The following is a 20,852-nucleotide window of genomic DNA, read 5'->3' as shown; positions in this document are numbered from 1 at the left end:
AGCGTCAGGCCTTGAGGCCAAACACCTCGGTCAGATGCTGCTCGTAACGCGACACATCCGCCTCGATGTTCGGGCGTTTCATCACGTCCACACAGAGGAACGTCGGCAGGCCGGTCATGCCGAGGAACTCGTTGGCCTTGTGGAACGGGAAGTACACGGCGTCCACGCCTTTGGCTTCGAAGAAGTCGGTCGGATCATCGAACGCCTGTTGCGGCGCGTTCCAGGTCAGCGACAGCATGTATTGCTTGCCCTGGATCAGGCCGCCGCTGCCGTACTTCTGCGACGAGTCGGAACGGGTGCGACCGTCGCTGGCGTACAGACTGCCGTGGCCTTCGGTGAAGACTTCGTCGATGTACTTTTTCACGGTCCACGGCGCGCCCATCCACCAGCCCGGCATCTGATAAATGATCACGTCGGCCCAGAGGAATTTGGCGACTTCTTCGGCAATGTCGTAACCCTCGTCAATGAAGGTGGTCTTGACGTCGACACCGCCGCGATCCAGCACGCTCAGCGCCGCTTCGTGCAGGGTGGTGTTGTAGCGACCGTCGGAGTGGGCGAATTTTTTACCGCCGTTGAGCAACAGCACTTTTTTCATGGGACAGCCTCGATCGGATGCCGATGCACAGCGCAGAGCGCCGGATGGACAAGGGGAGAAATTGGATGGCGGCAGATTAACGATGCGCCTCGCGCGGAATAAGCATCGGTTGCGCAAAATTCATTTGAGTAAAACGCACGAATCGATTGCCGATTGTTGCCGTAGGATTGGCCGCCATCTGAATCTGAGGAGTTTTTTGCGATGAGCGAACGCCAGGGCTTCATCCTGCACGCCAAGACCCGCCCGGAAAAAGCCGAGGCCTTCGAAGCGTTTTTCCGCGCCTACGTCGAGCCGAGCCGCGCCGAACCCGGCTGCATCGAGTACCACATGCTGCGGGACAAGGAAGACCCGACCCTGTTCATCTTCTACGAGATCTGGGAAAGCCAGGCGCATCTGGACGTGCACTCGAACCTGCCGCACATGCAGCAATTCCTGGCCCAGCGCATGGAGTATCTGGAGCGGGATTTCGACATCCGCCCGATTGAAATGCTCAGCGATTCGTCCGCTAGCCGCTGATCAACAGATGGGCGCCGAGCGCGCCCAGACCGATGAAGAACACCCGCTTGAACAGCACGGCGCTGATGCGCTGGCGCAGCCATTGCCCGAGCAGCATGCCGAGCATCGCCGGGATCAGCGCCAGCAGCGAAGCACTCAGTTCCGCGCCGCCCAGTGAGCCGCGCCAGAGCAATCCACCGGCCAGCGCCAGGGTCGACACGGTGAAGGACAGGCCCAGCGCCTGCACCAGTTCATCGCGGCTCAAACCCAAGGCCTGCATGTACGGGACGGCGGGAATCACGAACACGCCAGTGGTCGAAGTGATGACGCCGGTGATCACCCCACACAGCGGCCCCAGCCATGGTTCATGGCGGCGACTGACACTCAGCGTCGGCAGAAACAATCCGCTCAACGCATAAAGCAACAACGCCGCGCCGAGCCCGCGCACCACCCAATGCCCGCCCGCCATGCCGATCCACAACGTGCCGATGGCCGTGCCGAAAAAGATCGCCAGCAGCATCGGCCACAAGCGTTTTACCAGCCCGCGCAAATGCCCGCCGAACGCCAGTTGCCAGAGGTTGGTCAAGGTTGCCGGAATGATCAGCAACGCCGCAGCCTGCGACGGCACCATAGCCAGACCTAGCAGGCCCATGGCGACGGTGGGCAGACCGAGGCCGATCACGCCTTTCACCAGACCGGCGAGGACGAAAGTCATCAGCACCAGCAAAGACAGGGCCAGACCGAGGTTTTGATAAAAATCTGCGAGTGCGTTCATGGCGATACTGTGCGCTTGCGCGGATGAACTGAAAATCTGTCATACACTGAGGCAGCCTCTCTTTCAGCAAGAGTCACCCGCCATGCACTTCGACCTCACCGACCTGCGCCTGTACCTGCACATTATCGACAGCGGCAACATCACCGCCGGCGCTGCACGCAGTCATCTTTCGCTGGCGGCGGCCAGTGCGCGGATCCGGGCGATGGAAGCTTCACTGGGCACCGAGTTTCTTGAACGCGGGCGCCGTGGCGTTACGCCGACACCGGCCGGCAAAGCTTTGGCGCAACATGCGCGGGTGTTGCTGCAACAGGCCGAACGTCTGAAACAGGATCTGGCCGAATACGCCCGGGGCGTCAAAGGTCAGGTGCGTCTGCTGTGCAACACCACGGCACTCAGCGAATACCTGCCGGAAGTGCTGGCGGATTTCCTGCGTGGGCATCCCAATCTCGACATCGATCTGCAGGAGTTGCCCAGCTCCCGCATCACCCATGCCTTGCGCCAGGGGGCGGCGGATCTGGGCATTGTGTCCGACGCGATCGACACCACCGACTTGCAGACCCGAGCCTTTCGCGATGATCCACTGGTGCTGATTCTGCCGCTGGAACATCCGCTGTCTGACGCGACTGAAATCAGCTTCAGCGACGCCCTGCGCCATGACTTCGTCGGTCTGCATGCCGACAGCGCATTGGCGGTGTATCTGGAAGAACAAGCGCTGCACAGCGGCTCACGAATGCAGATCCGCATCCGCGCTGATGGCTTCGACGGTGTGATGCGCATGGTGGCCCGAGGTGCTGGTCTGGGCATAGTGCCGCTGGCGGCGGTCCAGCGTGCCGCGCCGCGAACCCTCAAGACTGTGCCTATGAGTGAAACGTGGGCCACGCGCAAACTGTTGCTGTGTGCCCGGGACTTCTCCACGTTGCCACCCTATGCCACAGCCTTGTTGCGAGCTTTGGCACTCCCCGAGGATTGATCTTTTCATCCGCAAAATAAGCACAAGGAATAGCTTGCAAGGTACGTATACATACGTACTATATCGCCAGAGCGAACGTGTTGCCCGATACCCGTTTTCGCACAACGACAACGGACAAGGAAGAACGGATCGGCTCCATTAAACCTACATGGAATGAGGTGACGCGATGGTTGATTCAACGGAGTTTCGTAATGCAATGGCGATGCTGGGGAGTGCCGTCACCATCGTCACGACCGATGGCCCTGCGGGGCGTTTCGGCTTTACCGCGTCGGCGGTGTGCAGCGTGACGGATTCACCGCCTACGCTGCTGGTGTGCGTCAATCGCTCGTCGTCCAATCACGAGCATTTCAAGACCAATGGCGTGCTGTGCGTGAACGTCCTGACCGGCGATCACCAGTCGACCTCCGGGGCATTCGCCAATCGGCAGTTGAGCATGCAGGAGCGTTTTTCCAGCGTGAACTGCCAGACATTGAAGACCGGTTCGCCAGTGATCGAAGAAGCGCTGGTCAGTCTCGATTGCCGGGTCAGCAAGGTCGACGAGGTCGGCACCCACAGCATCTTCTACTGTGAAATCCTCGAACTGCAGCAACACAGCGAGGCCACGGAAGGCCTGGTCTATTTCAACCGCAGTTACTACCGTCTGAACGACGAACTGCGCCTGGCACCCGAGCAGTGATCCAGACACCCGCCGGCCTCGGCTGACGCCAGCCGGCGGGTCATGACAGGGATGTAACCATGCTATTCAATGAAGACAACTTCGCGGATATCGACCTGAACCTGATCATCATTTTTCTGGTGCTGTTCCGCGAACGCAGCGTGTCACGCACGGCCGAGCGCCTGCACGTCAAACAACCCGCCATCAGCGGATCGCTGGCACGGCTGCGCAAGCGGTTCGATGATCCGCTGTTTCTGCGTTCATCCCGAACCATGCGCCCGACCTCGAAAGCCGAGGAACTGGCGCAGGCCCTGACGCCGGCAATCAAGCAGATCGAAGCGGTGATCCGGCTCTGAAAAACCGGCGAAAAAAAACCTGCGGGGGTTCGCTCCCGCAGGTTTTTTTTGTCAGGCCGATTTGCGCGCCTGAGCGTACTCGACCCGGGCCCAGAACGCCGGCAGGAAGCACTCGCTGACCAGCAGCGCCGAGCCATTGCGGGTGAAGCGCGAACGCCGGGCCAGCAGACGTCTGGCCTGCGGCGCGTAGCGCTGGGACAGCGCCGCCAACGGTGCGCCGGGGGGCAGCAAGGCGCACTGGAAGGGCTCGCGTAGCGTCTGCTCCGACGTGTAGAGAATCTCGGCCAGCGGTCGACGACCGTAGCCGTTCAGATCCGCCCAGTCGCCGTTCAGCGCCGGCATGCTGGTCAGGCTGCGCGCGGTGACGCAGGCCTCGCCATCCAGTTTCATGACCACCTCGCGCACCCAGCCGATGGTCATCGGCGGCACGTTCAGCGCTTGCGCTTCTTCTGGATTGAGCGGGCCATGGGACTGCTCGACCACTTCGATTGAATAGTCGCCCATGGCTTTCAGACGCGGGGTCAAGGCCCCGGGCAAAAACAGCCAGTGATGCTCGGAGCCGGTCAAATCCGACAGGGGTCGCGACGACCAGTAATGACTTGTATCCATACCCGCACACACCTTCCTGGTGATGGTGAATTGATTGGTTGCCGTGGAAGGCCAACCCTTCACCGGCGGTGTCTGTCACTCGGTTCCGTTTTCTTCGGTCACTTCGTGTTTGCTGATGACGCTGATGGTCTGTTCATCGGTCTTGACCGCCGACAACAGCGAATCGAGCAGGCCAGGGAAACGCACGTCCATGTCTTCACGACGCAAGGACAGCAGGTTTTCCCGACCGTAGGGGCGTTGCCAAATCAGACCGCTGTCGCGCAGGACCCGCCAGTGGTGGGTCATGGTCGACTTCGATGCGCCCTTGAGGATCCGGCCGCATGGATGTTCCTGGCCATCGGACAACACTTTCAACACGGTCAGGCGTAGCGGGCTTCCCAATGCGTTCAGCACATTTTCCAGAAGGATCTGATCCTGATTGGGATGATTCGGGACGTTCATAGGTAGGTACCCTTGATGATATAGGCGGGAAAAATCCGTCTTGTATTCGTCTATACGAGAACAGTAAGACTATACACAAGATGTTTTTTTCCCGCGACAGCCGCCCCGAAGGCGGCGTCCCGGAAAACACTACAGAGCACTGCTCTGTGCCGTCTCCAGCGCGGGTGCCTGGAACCCGCCGCCCAGCGCTGCCATCAACGAAACCGAACTGTCGATGTGCTTGCTGTTGAGGAAGGCCAGGCGCATTTCGTCCTGAATCAATTGTTGCTCGATATTCAGCGCGTCGAGGAACGTGTCCTCCCCGGCCTTGTAGCGCGACTGCGACAGATCGTAAGACGACTGCGCAATCGAACAGGCATCGCGCTGCACAACAATTTGCTGCTCGAAAGAACGCAACTGCGTCACCGAAATCGCCACCTCGTGCAGGGCCGAATTCAACACCCGGTTGTACTGCGCGATGGAGCTGTCGAGTTCGGCGTTGCCGGCCTTCAGATCCGAGCGCAGGCGTCCGGCATCGAAGATCGGCAGCGACACCGTCGGTGCCACATTCCAGAATTTGCTGACCCCGGCGAACATCGCATCACCGGTCAAGGCATGTGAACCCGCCGCCGCCGCCAGATTGATGTTCGGGTAGAACGTGGTCTTCACCGCCTCGACGTTTTTGGTCTCGGCCTCCACCCGCCAACGCGCAGCGACGATGTCCGGACGACGACCGAGCAACTGGGCCGGCAACTGCGCCGGCAATGCCACCACACTGGCCTGCAGAGTCGATGGCCGCTCAAGCGTGTGTGCACGATCGACGCCCTTGCCGATCAGCGCCGACAATTGCAGCCGGGCGATTTCGATGTCTTCGTTGGCGCCGATCAGGGTCGATTCCGAACGTGCCTTGAGGCTCTGCACCTGCTTGAGTTGCGACAGGTTGTCGAGCCCCGAGCCGTAGCGCGAATCCGTCAGTTCCACCAGTTTGCTCAAGCGTTCCAGATCGCGCTGATTCAGCTCCGACACCTGCCATGCGTACGCCAGCTGGTTGTAGGCCTTGGCCACGTTGACCGCCAGAATCAGCCGCGACGATTGCAGGTCGACTTCCGCCGCTCGTGCACTGTTGAGTGCCGATTCCCAGGCGGCACGCTGGCCGCCCCAGAGGTCGAAGGTGTAGCTGAAGTTCACTGCCAGATTGCGTGCGGTGAAGTACTTCTCACCTTCGCCGCTGTAGTCCTCGAAGCGCGACAGCCGGCCGCGAGTGACACCCGCCGACGCGTCCATTTCCGGGTAGCGCTCGGCATCGCGCAGATCGAGAAATGCGTTGGCCTTGGCGACCCGGGCAGCGACTTCCTGCAAGTCCGGGTTGCTGGCATACGCCTCTTCGATCAACGCGCCGAGACGTGGATCGCCCAGCGATGTCCACCAATCCGCACGCGGCCATTGGGCCGGCGGCAACTTGTCTTTCAGGCTGTCGGACGGCGCATCGCCGACCGCCAGCAGTTTGCCCTGATGATCGATCCCGGCGTAGTTCACACAACCCGCCGCCAACAGGATGGCCGCCGCCAGGGGCGCCAGCATCAAACGTGTAATCGAATACATGTCACGTCCTCACAGGATGGGTTGCGGCACACCGGCCGGTTCGGCTTCGGGTGCGTGGCTCGGTTGCTTGATCGAACTGAGCAGCGTGTACACCGACGGCAGAATGAACAGGGTGAACAAGGTGCCGATCAGCATCCCCACCACAATCACCAGGCCCAGGCCGAAGCGGCTGTTGGCGCCGGCACCGCTGGCGAACAACAGCGGCGCGAGGCCGACCACCATCGCCGCAGTGGTCATCAGGATCGGTCGCAGACGCACCTGCGCGGCGTGCTGGATCGCTTGCACGCGGTCCATGCCTTGCTGGCGCTGCAACTCGTTGGCGAACGCGACCATCAGGATCCCGTGTTTACTGATCAGACCGATCAGCGTGATCAGGCCGATCTGGGTGTAGATGTTCATCGAAGTCATGCCCAGCGCCAGCGGCACCAGGGCCCCGCAGATCGACAGCGGCACGCTGATCAGAATGATGAACGGGTCGCGGAAGCTCTCGTATTGCACGCTCAGCACCAGGTAGATGATCACCAGAGCCAGGCCGAAAGTGAACGCCAGGCTGTTGCCTTCCTGCACGTATTGGCGGGCGTCGGACTGCCAGTCGAAACTGAAGCCGGCCGGGAAACCTTCCGATTGTTTTTGCAGGAAGCCCACCGCATCACCCAGGGTCACGCCCGGTGCCGGAATGGCCTGGAACGTGGCGGAGTTCTGCTGGTTGAACTGGGTCAGGCGATTCGGCTCGACCTTGACGCTGAGGGTGGCCAGTGTCGACAGCGGCACCGGGTTGCCCTTCTGATCCTTCACGTAATACAGCTTCAGGGTTTCCGGGGTCAGGCGGTCCGCCGACACCGACTGCGGGATCACGTCATAGGAACGGCCATGGAACGAGAACCGGTTGACGTACTTCTCGCCAATCAGGCTGTTGAGCGTCTCGCCGATGTCCTGCATGCGGATGCCCAGGGCGTTGGCCTTGGCCCGGTCAACCTGGATTTCCACAACCGGGTTGTTGAAGTCCAGATCGCTGTCGACCACCGCGAACAGACCACTGGCCTGCGCGGCTTGCTTGAGCTGATCCATCACGTTGTACAGCGCCAGATAATCCTGATCGCTGCGGATTACCATCTGCACCGGCAGACCACCGGTAGAGCCCGGCAGCGGCGGCATCTGGAACACGAAAATGCTCGTGCCTTCGATCTGGTTCACCCGCGCCTGCAAGTCAGGCTGGATGGTGTTGGCATCGCGACCGCGCTTTTCCCAATCCACCAGGTTGATCCCGCCGACGCTGTTGGACAGACCGTCGGAACCGTTCGCCACCCAGTTGCTGTAGCCCTCGGGGATTTCGTTGAAGGTCTTGTACAGCTCGTGAGCGTAGGCTTCGAGGTAGTTCAAGTTGGCGTGTTGCGGTGCCTTGATCGCGGTCAGCAGGATGTTCTGGTCTTCCAGCGGCGCCAGTTCGGTCTGCGCCGAGCGATAGAGGAACGGCAGGCTGAAGAAAATCACCAGCGCCACGCTCAGGCTGATCCAGCGCCGTGCCAGCGAGCCGCCCAACAGCGCGCCATAACGACGGGACAGGTACTGGAAGAAACGATCCGCCTTGACCGCCATGAAGCCTTCGCTGGTTTTCGCGTCCAGCAGACGGGTACTCATGATCGGCGACAGAGTCAGGGCGACGATGCCGGAAATCACCACAGCACCGGCCAGGGTCAGTGCGAACTCCTTGAACAGCGTGCCGGTGAGGCCGCCCATCAGACCGATTGGCGCGTACACCGCCGCCAGGGTGAAGGTCATCGCCACCACCGGCCCGGCCACTTCACGGGCACCGATCAGCGCTGCTTCGAACGGGCTCTTGCCCTCTTCGATGTGACGGTGGACGTTTTCCACCACGACGATGGCGTCGTCCACCACCAGCCCGATGGCCAGCACCATGGCAAGCAAGGTCAGCAGGTTGAGGCTGAAACCGAACATCTGCATCAGCATCGCCGCGCCGAGCATCGACAGCGGAATGGTCACCAGCGGAATCAGCACGGTGCGGAACGTACCCAGGCACAGGTAAATCACCAGCACCACGATCACCAGCGCTTCGAGCAGGGTGTAGCTCACCTCGTCGATCGACGACTGAATGAAGTGCGCCACTTCGAACGGGATCTGCACGGTCACGCCCGGTGGCAGGGTTTCCTGGAGCTGCGGCAGCAATTCACGCACGCGCTTGACGATCACCAGCGGGTTGCCGGTCGGCGCGGCGTCCAGACCGAGGAACAGCGCCGGTACGTCGCTCATCGCGCCGCTGGTGTCGGTGGAGGCTGCGTTCAGCTCGACGGTGCCGACGTCACGCACACGGATGATGTGGCCGTTGTCGTTGCGCAGCACCATGTCGCGGAAGTCTTCGACGCTGTTCAGATCAGTGTTGACCCGCAGGTTGCTGACCACGTACAGGCCTTTGACCTGGCCCGGTGCCGCCTGGAAGTTGTTGCCTTCGATGGCCGCCGACACGTCCTGCCCGGTCATGCCGTAACCGGCCAGACGCTGCGGATCGAGCCACAGGCGCATGGACAGTTTCTGCTCGCCCATGATGTTGATCTTGGCCACGCCTTCGATGCCGGCGAACATCGGCTCAACGACGCGGGAGATGTAGTCCGACATCTCCGGAATGGTCAGGTTGGAACTGGCGAACGCGACGTAGGCCACGCTGGTGAAACCGCCGGAAGTACGTTCAACCACCGGGTCGTAAGCGTCCTTCGGCAAGCGGTATTTGATCTGGTTGACCTTGGCCATGACCTCGGTCAGCGCCGCGATGGAATCACTGTTCAGCGCCATGCGGATCGTCACCTGGCTGCGACCCTGGGTCGAGGCCGACGACAGATAGTCGATGCCCTCGACCGAGGCCACGGCCTGGCTGATCGGTTGGGTGACGAAGCCCTGCATCAGCTCCGAAGAGGCGCCGGGATACTGGGTGGTGACCGTGATGGTCGACGTTTCCAGCATCGGGTACTGGCGGATCGGCAGGTTCATCAGCGCACGCACCCCGAACAGCAGGATCAGCGTGCTGACCACCACGGCCAGCACCGGGCGGCGAAGAAAGAGGTCGGTGAAATTCATTTTTCCAGCCCACTGAGTTTAAGAGCAATCGTGTCCGGCACGCCTTCCACTGCCACGCCGTCGTGGAGTTTGAGCTGACCGGAGGTCACCACCTGCACGCCTTCGATCAGGCCCTTGTCGACCACCGCCCAACCGTTTCGACGCTCGCCGACCTTGATGCTTTCACGCTTGACCTTCTGCACGCCGGTCTCGTCGGTGTAGACCGAGAACACGCTCTCGCCGTAGGCGTTGTAGGTGATCGCGGTTTCAGGGATCAGCAGCTCGGCGGTCTGTGGCAGGGTCACCGAGACCCGTGCATACATGCCGGGACGCAGGCGTTTTTGCGTGTCGGTGATGACCGCTTGCACGTTGATGGTGTGGGACTGGTTGATCTGCGGATCGACCGCGACGATCTTGCCGGCGAAGGTCACGTCACCCCAGGCATCGACCTTGGCCTGCACGGTCTGGCCCAGTTGCACTTGCGAGCCATCGCGCTCGGCGAGGGTGAAGTTGACGCGTAACAGGCCCGGATCCGTCAGGGTCGCCACCGCGCTGCCGGCTTGCAGGTATTGGCCAAGGTGCGCCTGGCGAATGCCGAGGGTGCCGGCGAACGGCGCACGAATGTGCCGCTGGGCGATCTGCGCCTGCATGCGTTCCATGTCGCCTTTGGCCGCGTCGTATTGAGCGCGGGCACTGTCGAAGGCGCGACGGCTTTCGGCACCGGTCTTGGCCAGTTCCTGGACCCGGGCGAACTGCGCCTTGGCCGATTCGTACTCGCCTTTCAGGCGCACCAGTTCGCCTTGCTCCGGCGCATCGTTGAGCTTGAGCAGCACCTGCCCCGCCTTCACTTCATCGCCGGACTCGAAATCGATGTCCACCACTTTGCCGCTGACTTCGGCCGAGACCAGCACCTGACGCTGCGCCTCGAGTTTGCCGATGGCTTCGAGGTAGTAGGTGTACGGTTGTTTCTTGACCACGGCCAGACCGACCCGGGTGCTGGGGATCCGTTGTTCGGCCGCGGCCGGTGGCGGCGACCAGAAACGCCAGCCCAGCGCGGCGGAAAGTACCACCACCAGAACAATAAAGATCAGCGACTTGATAATATTTCGAGCAAGCATGTGGCACTCCCTTGACTCTTTGCTGCGAGCACAAAAGTTTGAGATTTAAGAAAATAAAGGTGCAACTTGAAACGGGCGCGTTATTAATCCCTGTGAACATTCACTGATAACGCACCCGTTTTTTTATTTATCGGCTATTACGCCGCGGCCAGTACATTGGTTTTATCCAGGTAATACTTGCCGATACCGTGCAAGTTCAAAGGCGACAGGGTGAAGTGCTTCGAACCGGTATGAATATCGCGGAAGCAACGCTCCAGGAAGTGCGACTTGTACACCGCTTTGGAGCCGGCCATCGAGTAGAGCTGGTTGACCGCATTGACCGAGTTTTCAGTCAGCACCGAGGCTGCCAGACCGACACGGGCGCTGACCGGTTCGCCGATGGTTTCACCACGGCTGATCACCTGGTGAATCGCATCTTCCAGCAACAACTGCGCGGTGTGCACTGAGGAGATGGCGCGACCGGTCTTCTCGAAGATCACCCCTTCCAGGCCCGGGTCGGTGTTGACTGCGCGGTCATTGCGGAAATGATCCACGGCGGCTCGGGCCACGCCCAGCACGGTGGACATCGCCGCCAGGGTGCCGAACTCGTAGTAGCCGGTGGCGTAGGCCCGGGAGCTGCGCGCTTCAGGAGATTTTTTCAGGGTTTCGACGTCCAGCGAGTACGACTTGTGGACGATGACGTTGGAGCACTGGAAGTGATGGCTGCCGGTGCCACGCATGCCCAGGGTGTCCCAGGTCGGCAGGACGGTGCACTGGCTGGCGGGGACGAAGAACATCCGCACTTCAGGGGTGGTGTTGTTTTCGGTGCCTTTGACGGTGGCGGTGCAGACCAGCCAGTCGGCGTGGGCCGAGCCACTGGCGAACGCCCATTTGCCGCTCAACAGATAGTCATCACCCATTGGCAGCGCTTCGCCGCCGGAGTGGATGGCGCCGATCACGAAACCGTCGCAGTGGTTGTAGATCGCTTCGGAAGTGGCTTCCGGCAGGTAGTCCGAGAGGCGCCCCATCGCCACTTGAACCGCCAGTTGCCAGGACAGCGAAGCGTCGTACCGGGCAAATTCCAGCACCAGCGCGGAGGTGGTCTGGATATCGACCTGGGAACCGCCGAACGCTCGGGACACCGACGTACGGCCAAAACCGTCCTTGAAGAAGCGGGACATCACATCCTTGTGCGTCGCATTGGTCTGCTCGCTGTAATCGCGGTGCTGAACAATCAGCGGGTTTAGTGCACGCACCTTCTCGAGCCATTCATTGGATTCGGAGGGAAGGCTGTTCCATTGCATTAGATTTTTCATAACGGCTCCTAGCTATTATTTATTTACGATCAGCAGACGAAAAAACAGACGAACTTTTATTGTTGTTAAACCCCGATAAAAATGTACGTCTACAGTCGTACATTTGACAAGCACTATTATCAGACTTCTTTAACTTTTCAGTGAAAGCCAAATAACTGTCCGACAATAATTAACGGCGCAAGATGCCATCCGAACCTAAGCAAGTTACGGCGTTTAAATCTGTTTGATTACTTTACGCCGGCACGCCGGTCACTGACCCGCGACAGCGATGCCCAGTCCTGATCGGCCTGACCATGGGCCATGCCGTCCAGCAAGTTGTCCTTCAACACGCTGGCAAACGGCAGCGGTACCTGGGCAGCCTCACCGGCCTCCAGCACCAGACGGACGTCCTTCAATCCCAACGACAATTTGAAGCCGGCCGGCTCGAATGTGTCATCGGCCATCTGCTTGCCGTAACCCTGATAGACCGGAACGGGGAACAGCGTCGAGGTGATCATGTCGATGAATGCCGCGCGGCTGATGCCGTAGCCACCGGCCAGGGTCGAGGCTTCGGCCAGTGATTCGATCGCCGAAGCGACCATCAGGTTGGCCGACAGTTTGGCGGCGCACGCCACGTCGGCGGCTTCACCGAAGTGCCAGGTCTTGCGTCCCAGCACATCGAACAGCGGCTGCACCCGGGCCAGTGCTTCGGCAGGCCCGGAGGCGAGGATATTCAGATTGCCGGCGGCCGCCACATCGACTCGCCCCAGCACCGGAGCCGAGACGTAATCGACGCCACGGGATTCATGCAGTGCCGACAGCTCCCGGGCCAGTGCCACGGAAACAGTGGACATGTTGATGTGAACACTACCGGCCTGAAGTCCTTCCAGCGCCCCGGAATCGAGAAACACCGAGCGGATCGCCGTGTCATCGCCGAGCATCGAAATCAGCACCTCGGCCTGCGCTGCCAGCGCGGGTGTATCGACAGCTTCAGCACCGGCGGTGATCAGTGCTTCAAGCGGTGCCGACGAGCGATTCCACACGCGCACCCGATGCCCGGCCTTCAGCAGGTTCAGCACCATCGGCGCACCCATTGTGCCCAGACCGATAAATCCCAGTTCCATGTCGCGCTCCTCTCTCGATGAGGTCTTCAAATCCGTTTGTGAAATGACCCACGATTGCGATTGTACGTGTACAGGCGTACATTTCAAGTGCCACGTTGATTCATTCTTCGCGGCAAGGGTTTCAAACGTACCTTTACCCAAGGCAAGGAGGCTTTATGCAATTCGGGATCTACACCGTTGGCGACGTCACACAGGACCCTACCAACGCCCGTACCCCCAGTGAATCCGAGCGCATCCAGGCCACCCTGCAAATTGCGCAGAAGGCCGAAGACATCGGACTGGACGTGTTCGCCACCGGCGAGCACCACAATCCCCCGTTCATCACCTCCTCTCCCACCACGCTGCTGGCCTACATCGCAGCGAAAACCCGACGCATCATACTTTCGACATCCACCACCCTGATCAGCACCAACGATCCGGTGCGCCTGGCCGAAGAATATTCGCTGCTGCAAAACCTCTGCGGCGGTCGCATGGACCTTATGCTCGGCCGTGGCAACACCGCGCCGGTTTATCCCTGGTTTGGCAAAAGCATCGCCGACGCCCTGCCATTGGCGATGGAAAACTATCGCCTGCTGCACCGACTCTGGCGCGAGGAAGACATCAACTGGAGCGGACGCTTTCGCACACCGCTGAACCACTTCACGTCGATCCCGCGACCGCTGGACGACCTGCCGCCCTTCGTCTGGCACGGCTCGATCCGCACCCCGGAAATCGCCGAGCAGGCGGCGTATTACGGCGACGGATTTTTCGCCAGCCACATCCTCTGGCCCCGGGAACATTTCATGGCGCTGGTGGAGTTCTACCGCACGCGTTTTGCCCATTACGGCCATGGCACACCGGAGCAGGCGATCGTCGGCCTCGGCGGGCACATCTTCATGCGTCGCAACTCCCAGGATGCACGTCGGGAGTTCCGCCCTTACTTCGACAACGCCCCGGTGTACGGCCACGGTCCTTCCCTGGAAGAGTTCATGGAAATGACCCCGCTGGCGGTCGGCAGCCCTCAGGAAATCATCGACAAAACCCTGACCTTCCGCGAGCACTTCGGCGACTACCAGCGTCAGTTGTTCCTGTTCGACCACGGCGGTATTCCGCTGAAGACCGTGCTGGAGCAACTCGACATGTTCGGCAAGGAAGTGTTGCCGGTGCTGCGTGAGGAAACCCGCAAACGCCGCTCGCCACTGGCGGCCGAAGCGCCGACTCACGCCAATCGCCTGGCCCGTTTGCAATCCCTGCAACCCTCGCCAGCCGAACCACGCCCGGGTGTCAAAACCCCGCAACATGACAGTGTGACCGGCCACTGAAACTGTGGGAGCATCCGTGCTCCCACATTGATCTCACAACGGTCAGGCAGCGCCTTTCAACGGACGCTGCGCATCCATCGAAACCACCACATCATCGTTGATCAGCCGCGCCAGATACTGACCGTAACCGGTCTTGCTCATGCTGCCCGCGTGCACCAGCAATTGTGCGTCGTCGATCCAGCCCTTGTTGTAGGCGATCTCTTCGAGGCAGGCGATTTTCAGGCCCTGGCGTTTCTCGATGGCCTGCACGAAGTTGCCGGCTTCCATCAACGCATCGTGGGTGCCGGTGTCGAGCCAGGCCATGCCACGGCCCATCACCGATACGTTCAACTTGCCGCGTTGCAGGTAGACGTTGTTGACGTCGGTAATCTCCAGTTCACCGCGCGGCGACGGCTTGATGTCGGCGGCAATCTGCAGCACTTCGTTGTCGTAGAAATACAGGCCGGTGACGGCGTAGTTGGATCTCGGATCGCTCGGTTTTTCGCAGATGCTCAGGGCCTTGCCGTCAGCATCGAATTCCACCACGCCAAAGCGCTCGGGGTCGGCCACGTAGTAACCGAACACTGTGGCGCCCTCGTCACGAGACGCGGCTTGCAGCAGGGTTTCACCGAAACCGGCGCCGTAGAAAATGTTGTCGCCGAGCACCAGACAGACGTTGTCTTCACCGACGAACTCACGACCGATGATGAACGCCTGGGCGAGGCCGTCCGGGCTTGGTTGCTCCGCGTAACTGAGGCTCAGGCCCAACTGACTGCCGTCGCCAAGCATGCGCTGGAAACCCGGCAGATCTTCCGGGGTGGAGATGATCAGGATCTCGCGGATTTCCGCCAGCATCAGCACCGACAGCGGGTAGTAGATCATCGGTTTGTCATACACCGGCAGCGACTGTTTCGAGACGCCCAGGGTGATCGGGTGCAGACGCGAACCGGCGCCGCCCGCCAGCAGAATTCCTTTGTACTTGGCCATGCTTTTTTCCTTTCAAGCAGTGAGATTTGAATGACTGAGTGTTCAGGCCACGAGGGCTTCGTTGCGTTGCTCGCCGAGACGCTCCAGTGCGTAGGCACCGGACATCACCCGCACCCACCAGGCGCGGTTGTCGAGGTACCAGTCGACGGTTTTCTTCATGCCGCTTTCGAAGGTTTCCTGCGGCGTCCAGCCGAGCGTCGCGTGGATTTTCCCGGCATCGACGGCGTAGCGTTTGTCGTGGCCCGGACGATCCTTGACAAAGGTGATCAGGTCACGGAAGTGCGCGATGCCTGCCGGTTTTTCCGCACCACGCGCTTCGAGCAGATCGCACAGGGTTTGCACAACTTCGAGGTTGGTCTTCTCGTTGTGGCCGCCGATGTTGTAGGTCTGCCCTACTTCGCCGCGGGTCACCACCGCATACAGCGCTCGGGCGTGATCCTCGACGAACAGCCAGTCACGGATCTGCGCGCCATCGCCGTACACCGGCAGCGGCTTGCCTTGCAGCGCATTGAGGATGACGTGAGGAATCAGTTTTTCCGGGAAGTGATAAGGCCCGTAATTGTTCGAGCAATTGCTCATCACCACCGGCAAACCATAGGTGCGATGCCAGGCGCGGACCAGATGATCGGAACCGGCCTTGGTCGCCGAATACGGCGAGCTTGGCGCATACGGCGTGCGTTCGGTGAACGCCGGATCTTCGGGTTCCAGGTCGCCATACACCTCGTCGGTGGAAATGTGATGGAAACGGAACGCCGCCTGACGCGTCGCGTCCAGTCGGTTCCAGTAACCACGCGCGGCTTCGAGCATCGTGTAAGTGCCGACGATGTTGGTTTCGATGAAGGCCTGCGGGCCATCGATCGAGCGGTCCACATGGGACTCGGCGGCCAGGTGCATCACCGCATCCGGTTGCAGGCGCGCGAACAGCTCATCCAGCGCCGGCTTGTCGCAGATGTCCACCTGACAGAACCGATAACGCGGCGAGTTGGACACATCGGCCAACGACTCGAGATTGCCGGCGTAGGTCAGTTTGTCGACGTTGATCACTTCACATTCGGTCTCTTCGATCAGAAACCGCACCACGGCCGAGCCAATGAAGCCCGCGCCCCCTGTCACTAAAATTTTCATCAGCGCCTCCCCTGGCAAAATGATGATTTAACGTCCTTCGATGCTATGTGCTGGTCAGTTCAACAACGCGACCCAGTATTGCGACAGCCCTTGCTCGAGAATCAGCAGCGTCTGGATGCAGACGAAGCTTTCGTCAGTGGTCGCCGAGGTTGCGTTGAGCGGGCCGAATCCACCGTCCTGCTTCTGATGGGAAGCGATCCAGTCTTTCGATTCCTGCAAATACGTCGGCTGCGCGTCGAGCAGAAACATTGCCGCGATGGCCATGTAAGTGCCCACCAGACTGACTGCCTTGCCCGGCCGGTAATGGAACGATCCGTTGGCCAGTTGCAGCTTTTGCAGCCAGGCGACAGTCTGTTCCGCATCGACGATGCGCCGGTTGAGAATGAACAGCGTCGACACCACGCGGTACACCGAAAACGCATCCGGCGGATACCCTGGCTTGTTGGCGAAACCGCCGTCGGCCGAGCGGCAGCGCAGGGCAAAAGCCATCACGCCCTGCTCGTCCGGCGCTTTGGCTTCCAGCGCATGCAGCGACAGCACTGCCAGGTTGGTGTGCCAGATGTCCGAGCCGAAACCCGGCACATCGCCGAACCCGCCATCGGGGTTCTGACACGCTTGCAGGTAACGCACGCAACCGCCGATATCGTTCGGCAACGCGCCCAGCACTCGCAGCGACAACACCGCGCAGTAGGTCGCGAACACGTCACTCAGATGCCCCGGCTGCTCGGCAAATCCACCGTCGGTGTTTTGCGAGGCCCTGATGCAATCGATCAGGCTGGCCTTGTTTTCGATTTGCAGGCCCAGGGCGTGCAAGTCCGAAATCACGTGCAGCCCGGAAAACACCTGCCATGTTTTGTCGGCCCGGAAACCCAGCGGCGCGGTTTCGGCGGTCAGCCCGTAAGGCGTTTCGTTCGAAGCCCGGGCCTTGGCCAACCAGGCGAGATAACGCTGCAGATCGACATTGATGGTCGGCACGCCATTCGGGTGAATGCGCTGGACGTCGCCACCGCCATCGATCACTTGCAGCTCACGGTTTACCAACACCGCATCGTCATGATGAGCAACGGCGGCGGCCGGCTCGATGGCTTGCAAGGCGTGGGCAGCAGCGAGCTGGGTTTTCAGGCTCTTCAGGTGCAGCGGCAGGTACGTCAGATTGCCGATGCTGAAAATCCCCGGCTGACGTGGCGGCGCCCAGAACTGCCGAATGAACGGTACGGTCGGGTCATCCGGCGTCGACCAGAAATAGCCCTTGCCCATGAACAGTCCGCCATTGCGGGAGTCGTGAAACTCCAGCAAAGCAGCCGTCACCGAAGCGCGGTCAGCGTCGCTCGCGCCGGACGGCAAGGCCTGGATCGCCTGCAACAGCAACGCCACGTCGTAGGCGGTTTTGATCGGGAATGGCGACTCGTGATTTTTGTACGAGGTGTGCCAGTCGCAACGCACTTTGCCGTTGATACCCACCCGGTCCCAGTACCCGCCGTAGGCCGGATCGCGGAACAACGCCAGGGTCTGCAGCAGGAACGAACGGGCCAGGTTCGACAACGCGTTGTCGTCCCGCACATTGGCCAGACGCGCCAGCACCACGCTGACCTGAGCACGCACGGCGCAACGGGTCAGCGCCACATCGACACAGGATTGGCTGTCGCTGCCGGCCACCCGGCCGATCAGGTTTTCTGCATGAATCTGCAGGTGCCCGACCAGTCCCAGGCCCAACGGCTCGTTGCCGATGCGCGCCAGCAACGCCGTGGCGCTGATGTCGAGATCGATCGAGGTCGCCAGCTCCAGCGGCGTCGACCAGTCGCTGCTGTACAGGCCGGCAACCGTGGAACGGGCGTAAAGCGCTTCGACCTTTTCCAGCATGCCGCGGATCACAGCATCGTTCGCCGCGTCCTGCGGCACTCGACGCTGATAGGCAATCAGCGCAGCCAATGCGTCCAGTTGCAGCGCCAGCGTTCGGCAACGCCCCGAACCGTGGGGCGTCCAGTAGCGGTCAGCGAGCTCGTGGAAACCGGCGTTCGGCGCATCGTACAAACGCATCAGCCCGTCGTGGGCAAAACGCAATTGAACATCGTCACCGTGGTCGGCCTGGTAGAGCGTGGCCGCGACCTGGTCCTGCAACTGCTTGTCAGTGGAAATCGCGACTTCGCCACTGGCATCGGTGACAGCAAAAAAACCGCCGTACTCAATGTCCTTGAGGCCTTGATCAAATACAAACTGCGGATGCAGCGGCATGGTAAATCCCTCTTCCTTGAGGTTAAGCGGCTTTGCTTGCGGTCAGCGATACAACGCTGCCCTGGCACAACTCGATGATGCGCGTCGCGGCGCGGGCGGCACCTTCGCCGTCCGGTGCGGCCACCTGGCGATGAGGCGCGTAATAGGCCGAAGCGCGAGTGTCTTTCTCCAGTTCGCCCTGAATCAGATCGACGATGGCGTCGCGATCGTGACCCAGATGCGTCGGGAAACCGAGCAGCTCCAGACGGCGCAGGGCTTCGAGTTCGTGGTATTCGGATTTGGACGGCAGCACGAACAGGGTCGGAACCTGCAGTGCGGCGATTTCCGTCACGGTGATCCAGCCCGGCGCCGAAATCAGCAGACTGGCTTCGCGCAGCAGGCCCATCCAGTCCGGGTAATACGGCACACAAACCACGCCGTCCTGGGCCTGGGTATCCTGACGTCCGAGCAATACCAGTTTCAGTTCCGGATTGCGTTCGCGCAGGACCTTGAAGCTGTCGAGGTAGGCGGCGAGCAGCGCGTCCTTGTTCTGCGCAAACATGGTGGTGCCGCTGATCGAGGCAACCACAAACGGCGCATCACCGAGGTTCAATTGCTCGCGCACGTTCAAGCCGGTCTGCACATTGATGTCGCGGATCATCGGCCCGACAAAATGCGCCTTGCCACTGTTCAGTGCTTCAGCCACCGGCGTGCCCTGATCGAGTGAAGCCACGTACGGCTTGTCGGTCAGCACCAGTTGGCTCTGATTGATCATCCAGTTGAACTGGCTGTGCAGCGCGGTGCGGGCCCGGGCCATTTCCAGCGCATTGACCTCGAAACCACCGTCGGCCAGGTCGTGATCCTGGAGCTGGCAGAGGGTGAAGTCATAACGCTCGGTCACGAACACCAGCGGCGTGCCGCTGAAAATCGCGGCCAGGCAGGCGGCCATGTTGTAGTCCGACACCAGGGCGGTCGGCTTGTACTCGTCGATCAGGGCCAGGTAAGACAGAATCCGCTCGCCAGACAGGAAGGTATTGGCGATATAACCGCCGATGTAATTATTCCAGTCGAGTTCTTTCGACAAGTTGCTCTTTTTCGAGTAATCGACCAGACGGCCGGCAATATCCACCACTTCAACGCCGGATTTTTCAAACATCGGAGTGAAGGTCGGCTGCAAAGAAGCCAGTGCCACGGTCAATGGCATGTCCGGACGTTGCTTTTTAATCGCCTGAGCGATCGAAAGCGCGCGCATGTTGTGGCCTGAACCGGTCGGATTGGGGGCAAATAAAATCATTCTTGAATCTCCATTAGTTGAACAACGCCATGAACCACAGTGTTTTCCAATACATCCCTTATCACCACCGAGTACGGTTTTATTACTGCACCGTCACCGATACTCAGTGGACCTACCAAGATGGCGCCCTCGCCAATTACGCAACGACTTCCAATGCGCACAGGTGCCTCCTCCCAGGGCAGTGAGCGGAAAGAATGATCATGAGTGGACGCAACAATCGTGACGCCTTCGGCCAGCTCGCTGAAGGCACCGATGGTCACTCCGCCGGCCGCTTCGATAACCACGCCCGGCGCCAGTCGGGCGCCGGTGCCCAGTTCGATGCCGCCCAGTTGCGACATGCCGCCCTGACGGCTGCTGCGCCCGATCAGAATGCAGTCCCGGGCGATTTCCACCGAAGCACCGCCGCGCAATTCGGCATCGATCAAGGCTTCGTCGCTGATGTCCCAGGTCGCGGTGTCGGGGTTCAACGCCTTGAGGCGCGGCACCGACTGCGTGGAACGATCGAGCATCGACGGCAAGCCCTGACGCGCCCGGTCCCGGACTTTGGCCAGCACAGGTGCCGGGCTCGGCAGGCCGTCTTCGACGACTGTGCGCTGGGCGATGACCCGTGCCGGACGACCGACCACGATGGCATCGGCCGGCACATCCGCCGTCACCAACGCTCCGGCAGCAATTACCGCTCCCGCACCGATGGAAACGCCGGCGGTCACGGTGGCCTTGGCGCCCAGCCAGACGTTTTCGGCAATCTGCACCGGTGCTTGCGCCGTTCCCAGGCAACGAGCGCCAGTGGCAAACATGCTGGACGCGCCAACTGAGGTGAACTGCAAATCACACTTGAATCCGATGAAACAATCATCGGCGACCTGAACGTTTTGCAGGCAACTGCCAGCACGAAT

19 protein-coding genes are annotated in these 20,852 nt (G+C 60.7%); 5 read left to right on the top strand and 14 right to left on the bottom strand.

Translation table 11 applies throughout. From position 1 onward, the window contains the following. Positions 1-4: 4 nt before the first annotated feature. Positions 5-595: an NADPH:quinone oxidoreductase MdaB gene (gene mdaB, locus DLD99_RS03950; RefSeq protein ID WP_114881345.1), complete on the bottom strand. Its 591-nt coding sequence runs from the start codon at positions 593-595 to the stop codon at positions 5-7. A 201-nt stretch (positions 596-796) separates the two neighbouring features. On the opposite strand from mdaB, the gene DLD99_RS03945 reads away from it, so the two are divergent. After that, on the top strand, positions 797-1,111 hold the full coding sequence (locus DLD99_RS03945; protein ID WP_114881344.1) for a putative quinol monooxygenase: 315 nt from the start codon (positions 797-799) through the stop codon (positions 1,109-1,111). Here the strand turns inward: DLD99_RS03945 and DLD99_RS03940 are convergent. Further along, the gene (locus tag DLD99_RS03940) at positions 1,101-1,865 is read right to left on the bottom strand and encodes a sulfite exporter TauE/SafE family protein (RefSeq protein WP_114881343.1); all 765 of its coding nucleotides are present in this window, start codon (positions 1,863-1,865) and stop codon (positions 1,101-1,103) included. The genes DLD99_RS03945 and DLD99_RS03940 overlap by 11 nt on opposite strands. 82 nt (positions 1,866-1,947) lie before the next feature. On the opposite strand from DLD99_RS03940, the gene DLD99_RS03935 reads away from it, so the two are divergent. The 3 genes from DLD99_RS03935 to DLD99_RS03925 all read left to right on the top strand — a co-directional run bounded on the left by DLD99_RS03935 (position 1,948) and on the right by DLD99_RS03925 (position 3,846). Next, entirely contained in the window at positions 1,948-2,835 is an 888-nt protein-coding gene (locus DLD99_RS03935) for a LysR substrate-binding domain-containing protein (protein WP_114881342.1), read from the top strand. Between the two features lie 166 nt (positions 2,836-3,001). Continuing rightward, entirely contained in the window at positions 3,002-3,511 is a 510-nt protein-coding gene (locus DLD99_RS03930; RefSeq protein ID WP_007953834.1) for a flavin reductase, read from the top strand. Positions 3,512-3,570: 59 nt separating this feature from the next. Next, positions 3,571-3,846 carry a helix-turn-helix domain-containing protein gene (locus DLD99_RS03925; protein ID WP_085713206.1) on the top strand — a complete coding sequence of 92 codons (276 nt, stop codon included), beginning with the start codon at positions 3,571-3,573 and terminating at the stop codon, positions 3,844-3,846. A gap of 51 nt (positions 3,847-3,897) precedes the next feature. On the opposite strand, the gene DLD99_RS03920 is transcribed toward DLD99_RS03925, so the two are convergent. From DLD99_RS03920 to DLD99_RS03890, 7 genes are all read right to left on the bottom strand, one after another. Next, positions 3,898-4,455, bottom strand: coding sequence for a chorismate--pyruvate lyase family protein (locus DLD99_RS03920; RefSeq protein ID WP_114881341.1), 558 nt, complete (start codon positions 4,453-4,455; stop codon positions 3,898-3,900). A gap of 75 nt (positions 4,456-4,530) precedes the next feature. Beyond that, the gene (locus tag DLD99_RS03915; RefSeq protein WP_085713204.1) at positions 4,531-4,896 is read right to left on the bottom strand and encodes an ArsR/SmtB family transcription factor; all 366 of its coding nucleotides are present in this window, start codon (positions 4,894-4,896) and stop codon (positions 4,531-4,533) included. 129 nt (positions 4,897-5,025) lie between these two features. Then, on the bottom strand, positions 5,026-6,477 hold the full coding sequence (locus tag DLD99_RS03910) for an efflux transporter outer membrane subunit (protein WP_114881340.1): 1,452 nt from the start codon (positions 6,475-6,477) through the stop codon (positions 5,026-5,028). A 9-nt stretch (positions 6,478-6,486) separates the two neighbouring features. Continuing rightward, positions 6,487-9,564 (bottom strand): MexW/MexI family multidrug efflux RND transporter permease subunit, encoded by a 3,078-nt coding sequence (locus DLD99_RS03905; protein ID WP_114881339.1) that lies wholly within the window; start codon positions 9,562-9,564, stop codon positions 6,487-6,489. Next, positions 9,561-10,661, bottom strand: a complete 1,101-nt coding sequence (locus tag DLD99_RS03900; RefSeq protein ID WP_085713201.1) for an efflux RND transporter periplasmic adaptor subunit — start codon at positions 10,659-10,661, stop codon at positions 9,561-9,563. The genes DLD99_RS03905 and DLD99_RS03900 overlap by 4 nt, the downstream gene beginning before the upstream one ends. 137 nt (positions 10,662-10,798) lie before the next feature. Next, positions 10,799-11,956 carry an acyl-CoA dehydrogenase family protein gene (locus DLD99_RS03895; protein WP_114881338.1) on the bottom strand — a complete coding sequence of 386 codons (1,158 nt, stop codon included), beginning with the start codon at positions 11,954-11,956 and terminating at the stop codon, positions 10,799-10,801. A gap of 227 nt (positions 11,957-12,183) precedes the next feature. Further along, the gene (locus DLD99_RS03890) at positions 12,184-13,146 is read right to left on the bottom strand and encodes an NAD(P)-dependent oxidoreductase (RefSeq protein ID WP_279634354.1); all 963 of its coding nucleotides are present in this window, start codon (positions 13,144-13,146) and stop codon (positions 12,184-12,186) included. A 68-nt stretch (positions 13,147-13,214) separates the two neighbouring features. On the opposite strand from DLD99_RS03890, the gene DLD99_RS03885 reads away from it, so the two are divergent. Then, on the top strand, positions 13,215-14,360 hold the full coding sequence (locus DLD99_RS03885) for an LLM class flavin-dependent oxidoreductase (RefSeq protein ID WP_114881336.1): 1,146 nt from the start codon (positions 13,215-13,217) through the stop codon (positions 14,358-14,360). 42 nt (positions 14,361-14,402) lie between these two features. Here DLD99_RS03885 and rfbA read toward each other — a convergent pair whose 3' ends face one another. Genes rfbA through DLD99_RS03860 form a run of 5 tightly spaced genes read right to left on the bottom strand, consistent with a single transcriptional unit; the run spans position 14,403 to position 20,753 of the window. Further along, entirely contained in the window at positions 14,403-15,326 is a 924-nt protein-coding gene (rfbA, locus tag DLD99_RS03880; RefSeq protein ID WP_114881335.1) for a glucose-1-phosphate thymidylyltransferase RfbA, read from the bottom strand. Between the two features lie 42 nt (positions 15,327-15,368). Further along, on the bottom strand, positions 15,369-16,451 hold the full coding sequence (rfbB, locus tag DLD99_RS03875; protein ID WP_114881334.1) for a dTDP-glucose 4,6-dehydratase: 1,083 nt from the start codon (positions 16,449-16,451) through the stop codon (positions 15,369-15,371). Between the two features lie 54 nt (positions 16,452-16,505). Beyond that, complete coding sequence (locus DLD99_RS03870; protein ID WP_114881333.1) at positions 16,506-18,683, bottom strand: prenyltransferase/squalene oxidase repeat-containing protein; 2,178 nt, start codon at positions 18,681-18,683, stop codon at positions 16,506-16,508. 22 nt (positions 18,684-18,705) lie between these two features. Then, positions 18,706-19,956: a glycosyltransferase family protein gene (locus DLD99_RS03865; protein ID WP_114881332.1), complete on the bottom strand. Its 1,251-nt coding sequence runs from the start codon at positions 19,954-19,956 to the stop codon at positions 18,706-18,708. Next, the gene (locus DLD99_RS03860) at positions 19,953-20,753 is read right to left on the bottom strand and encodes a DapH/DapD/GlmU-related protein (protein WP_244220775.1); all 801 of its coding nucleotides are present in this window, start codon (positions 20,751-20,753) and stop codon (positions 19,953-19,955) included. Before DLD99_RS03860 ends, DLD99_RS03865 begins: the two co-directional genes overlap by 4 nt. Positions 20,754-20,852: the final 99 nt, after the last annotated feature.

Origin of the sequence: Pseudomonas kribbensis, from assembly GCF_003352185.1 — a bacterium.
In the GTDB taxonomy this organism is placed as follows: domain Bacteria; phylum Pseudomonadota; class Gammaproteobacteria; order Pseudomonadales; family Pseudomonadaceae; genus Aquipseudomonas; species Aquipseudomonas kribbensis.
This window is presented reverse-complemented; position numbering and strand designations above follow the sequence as displayed.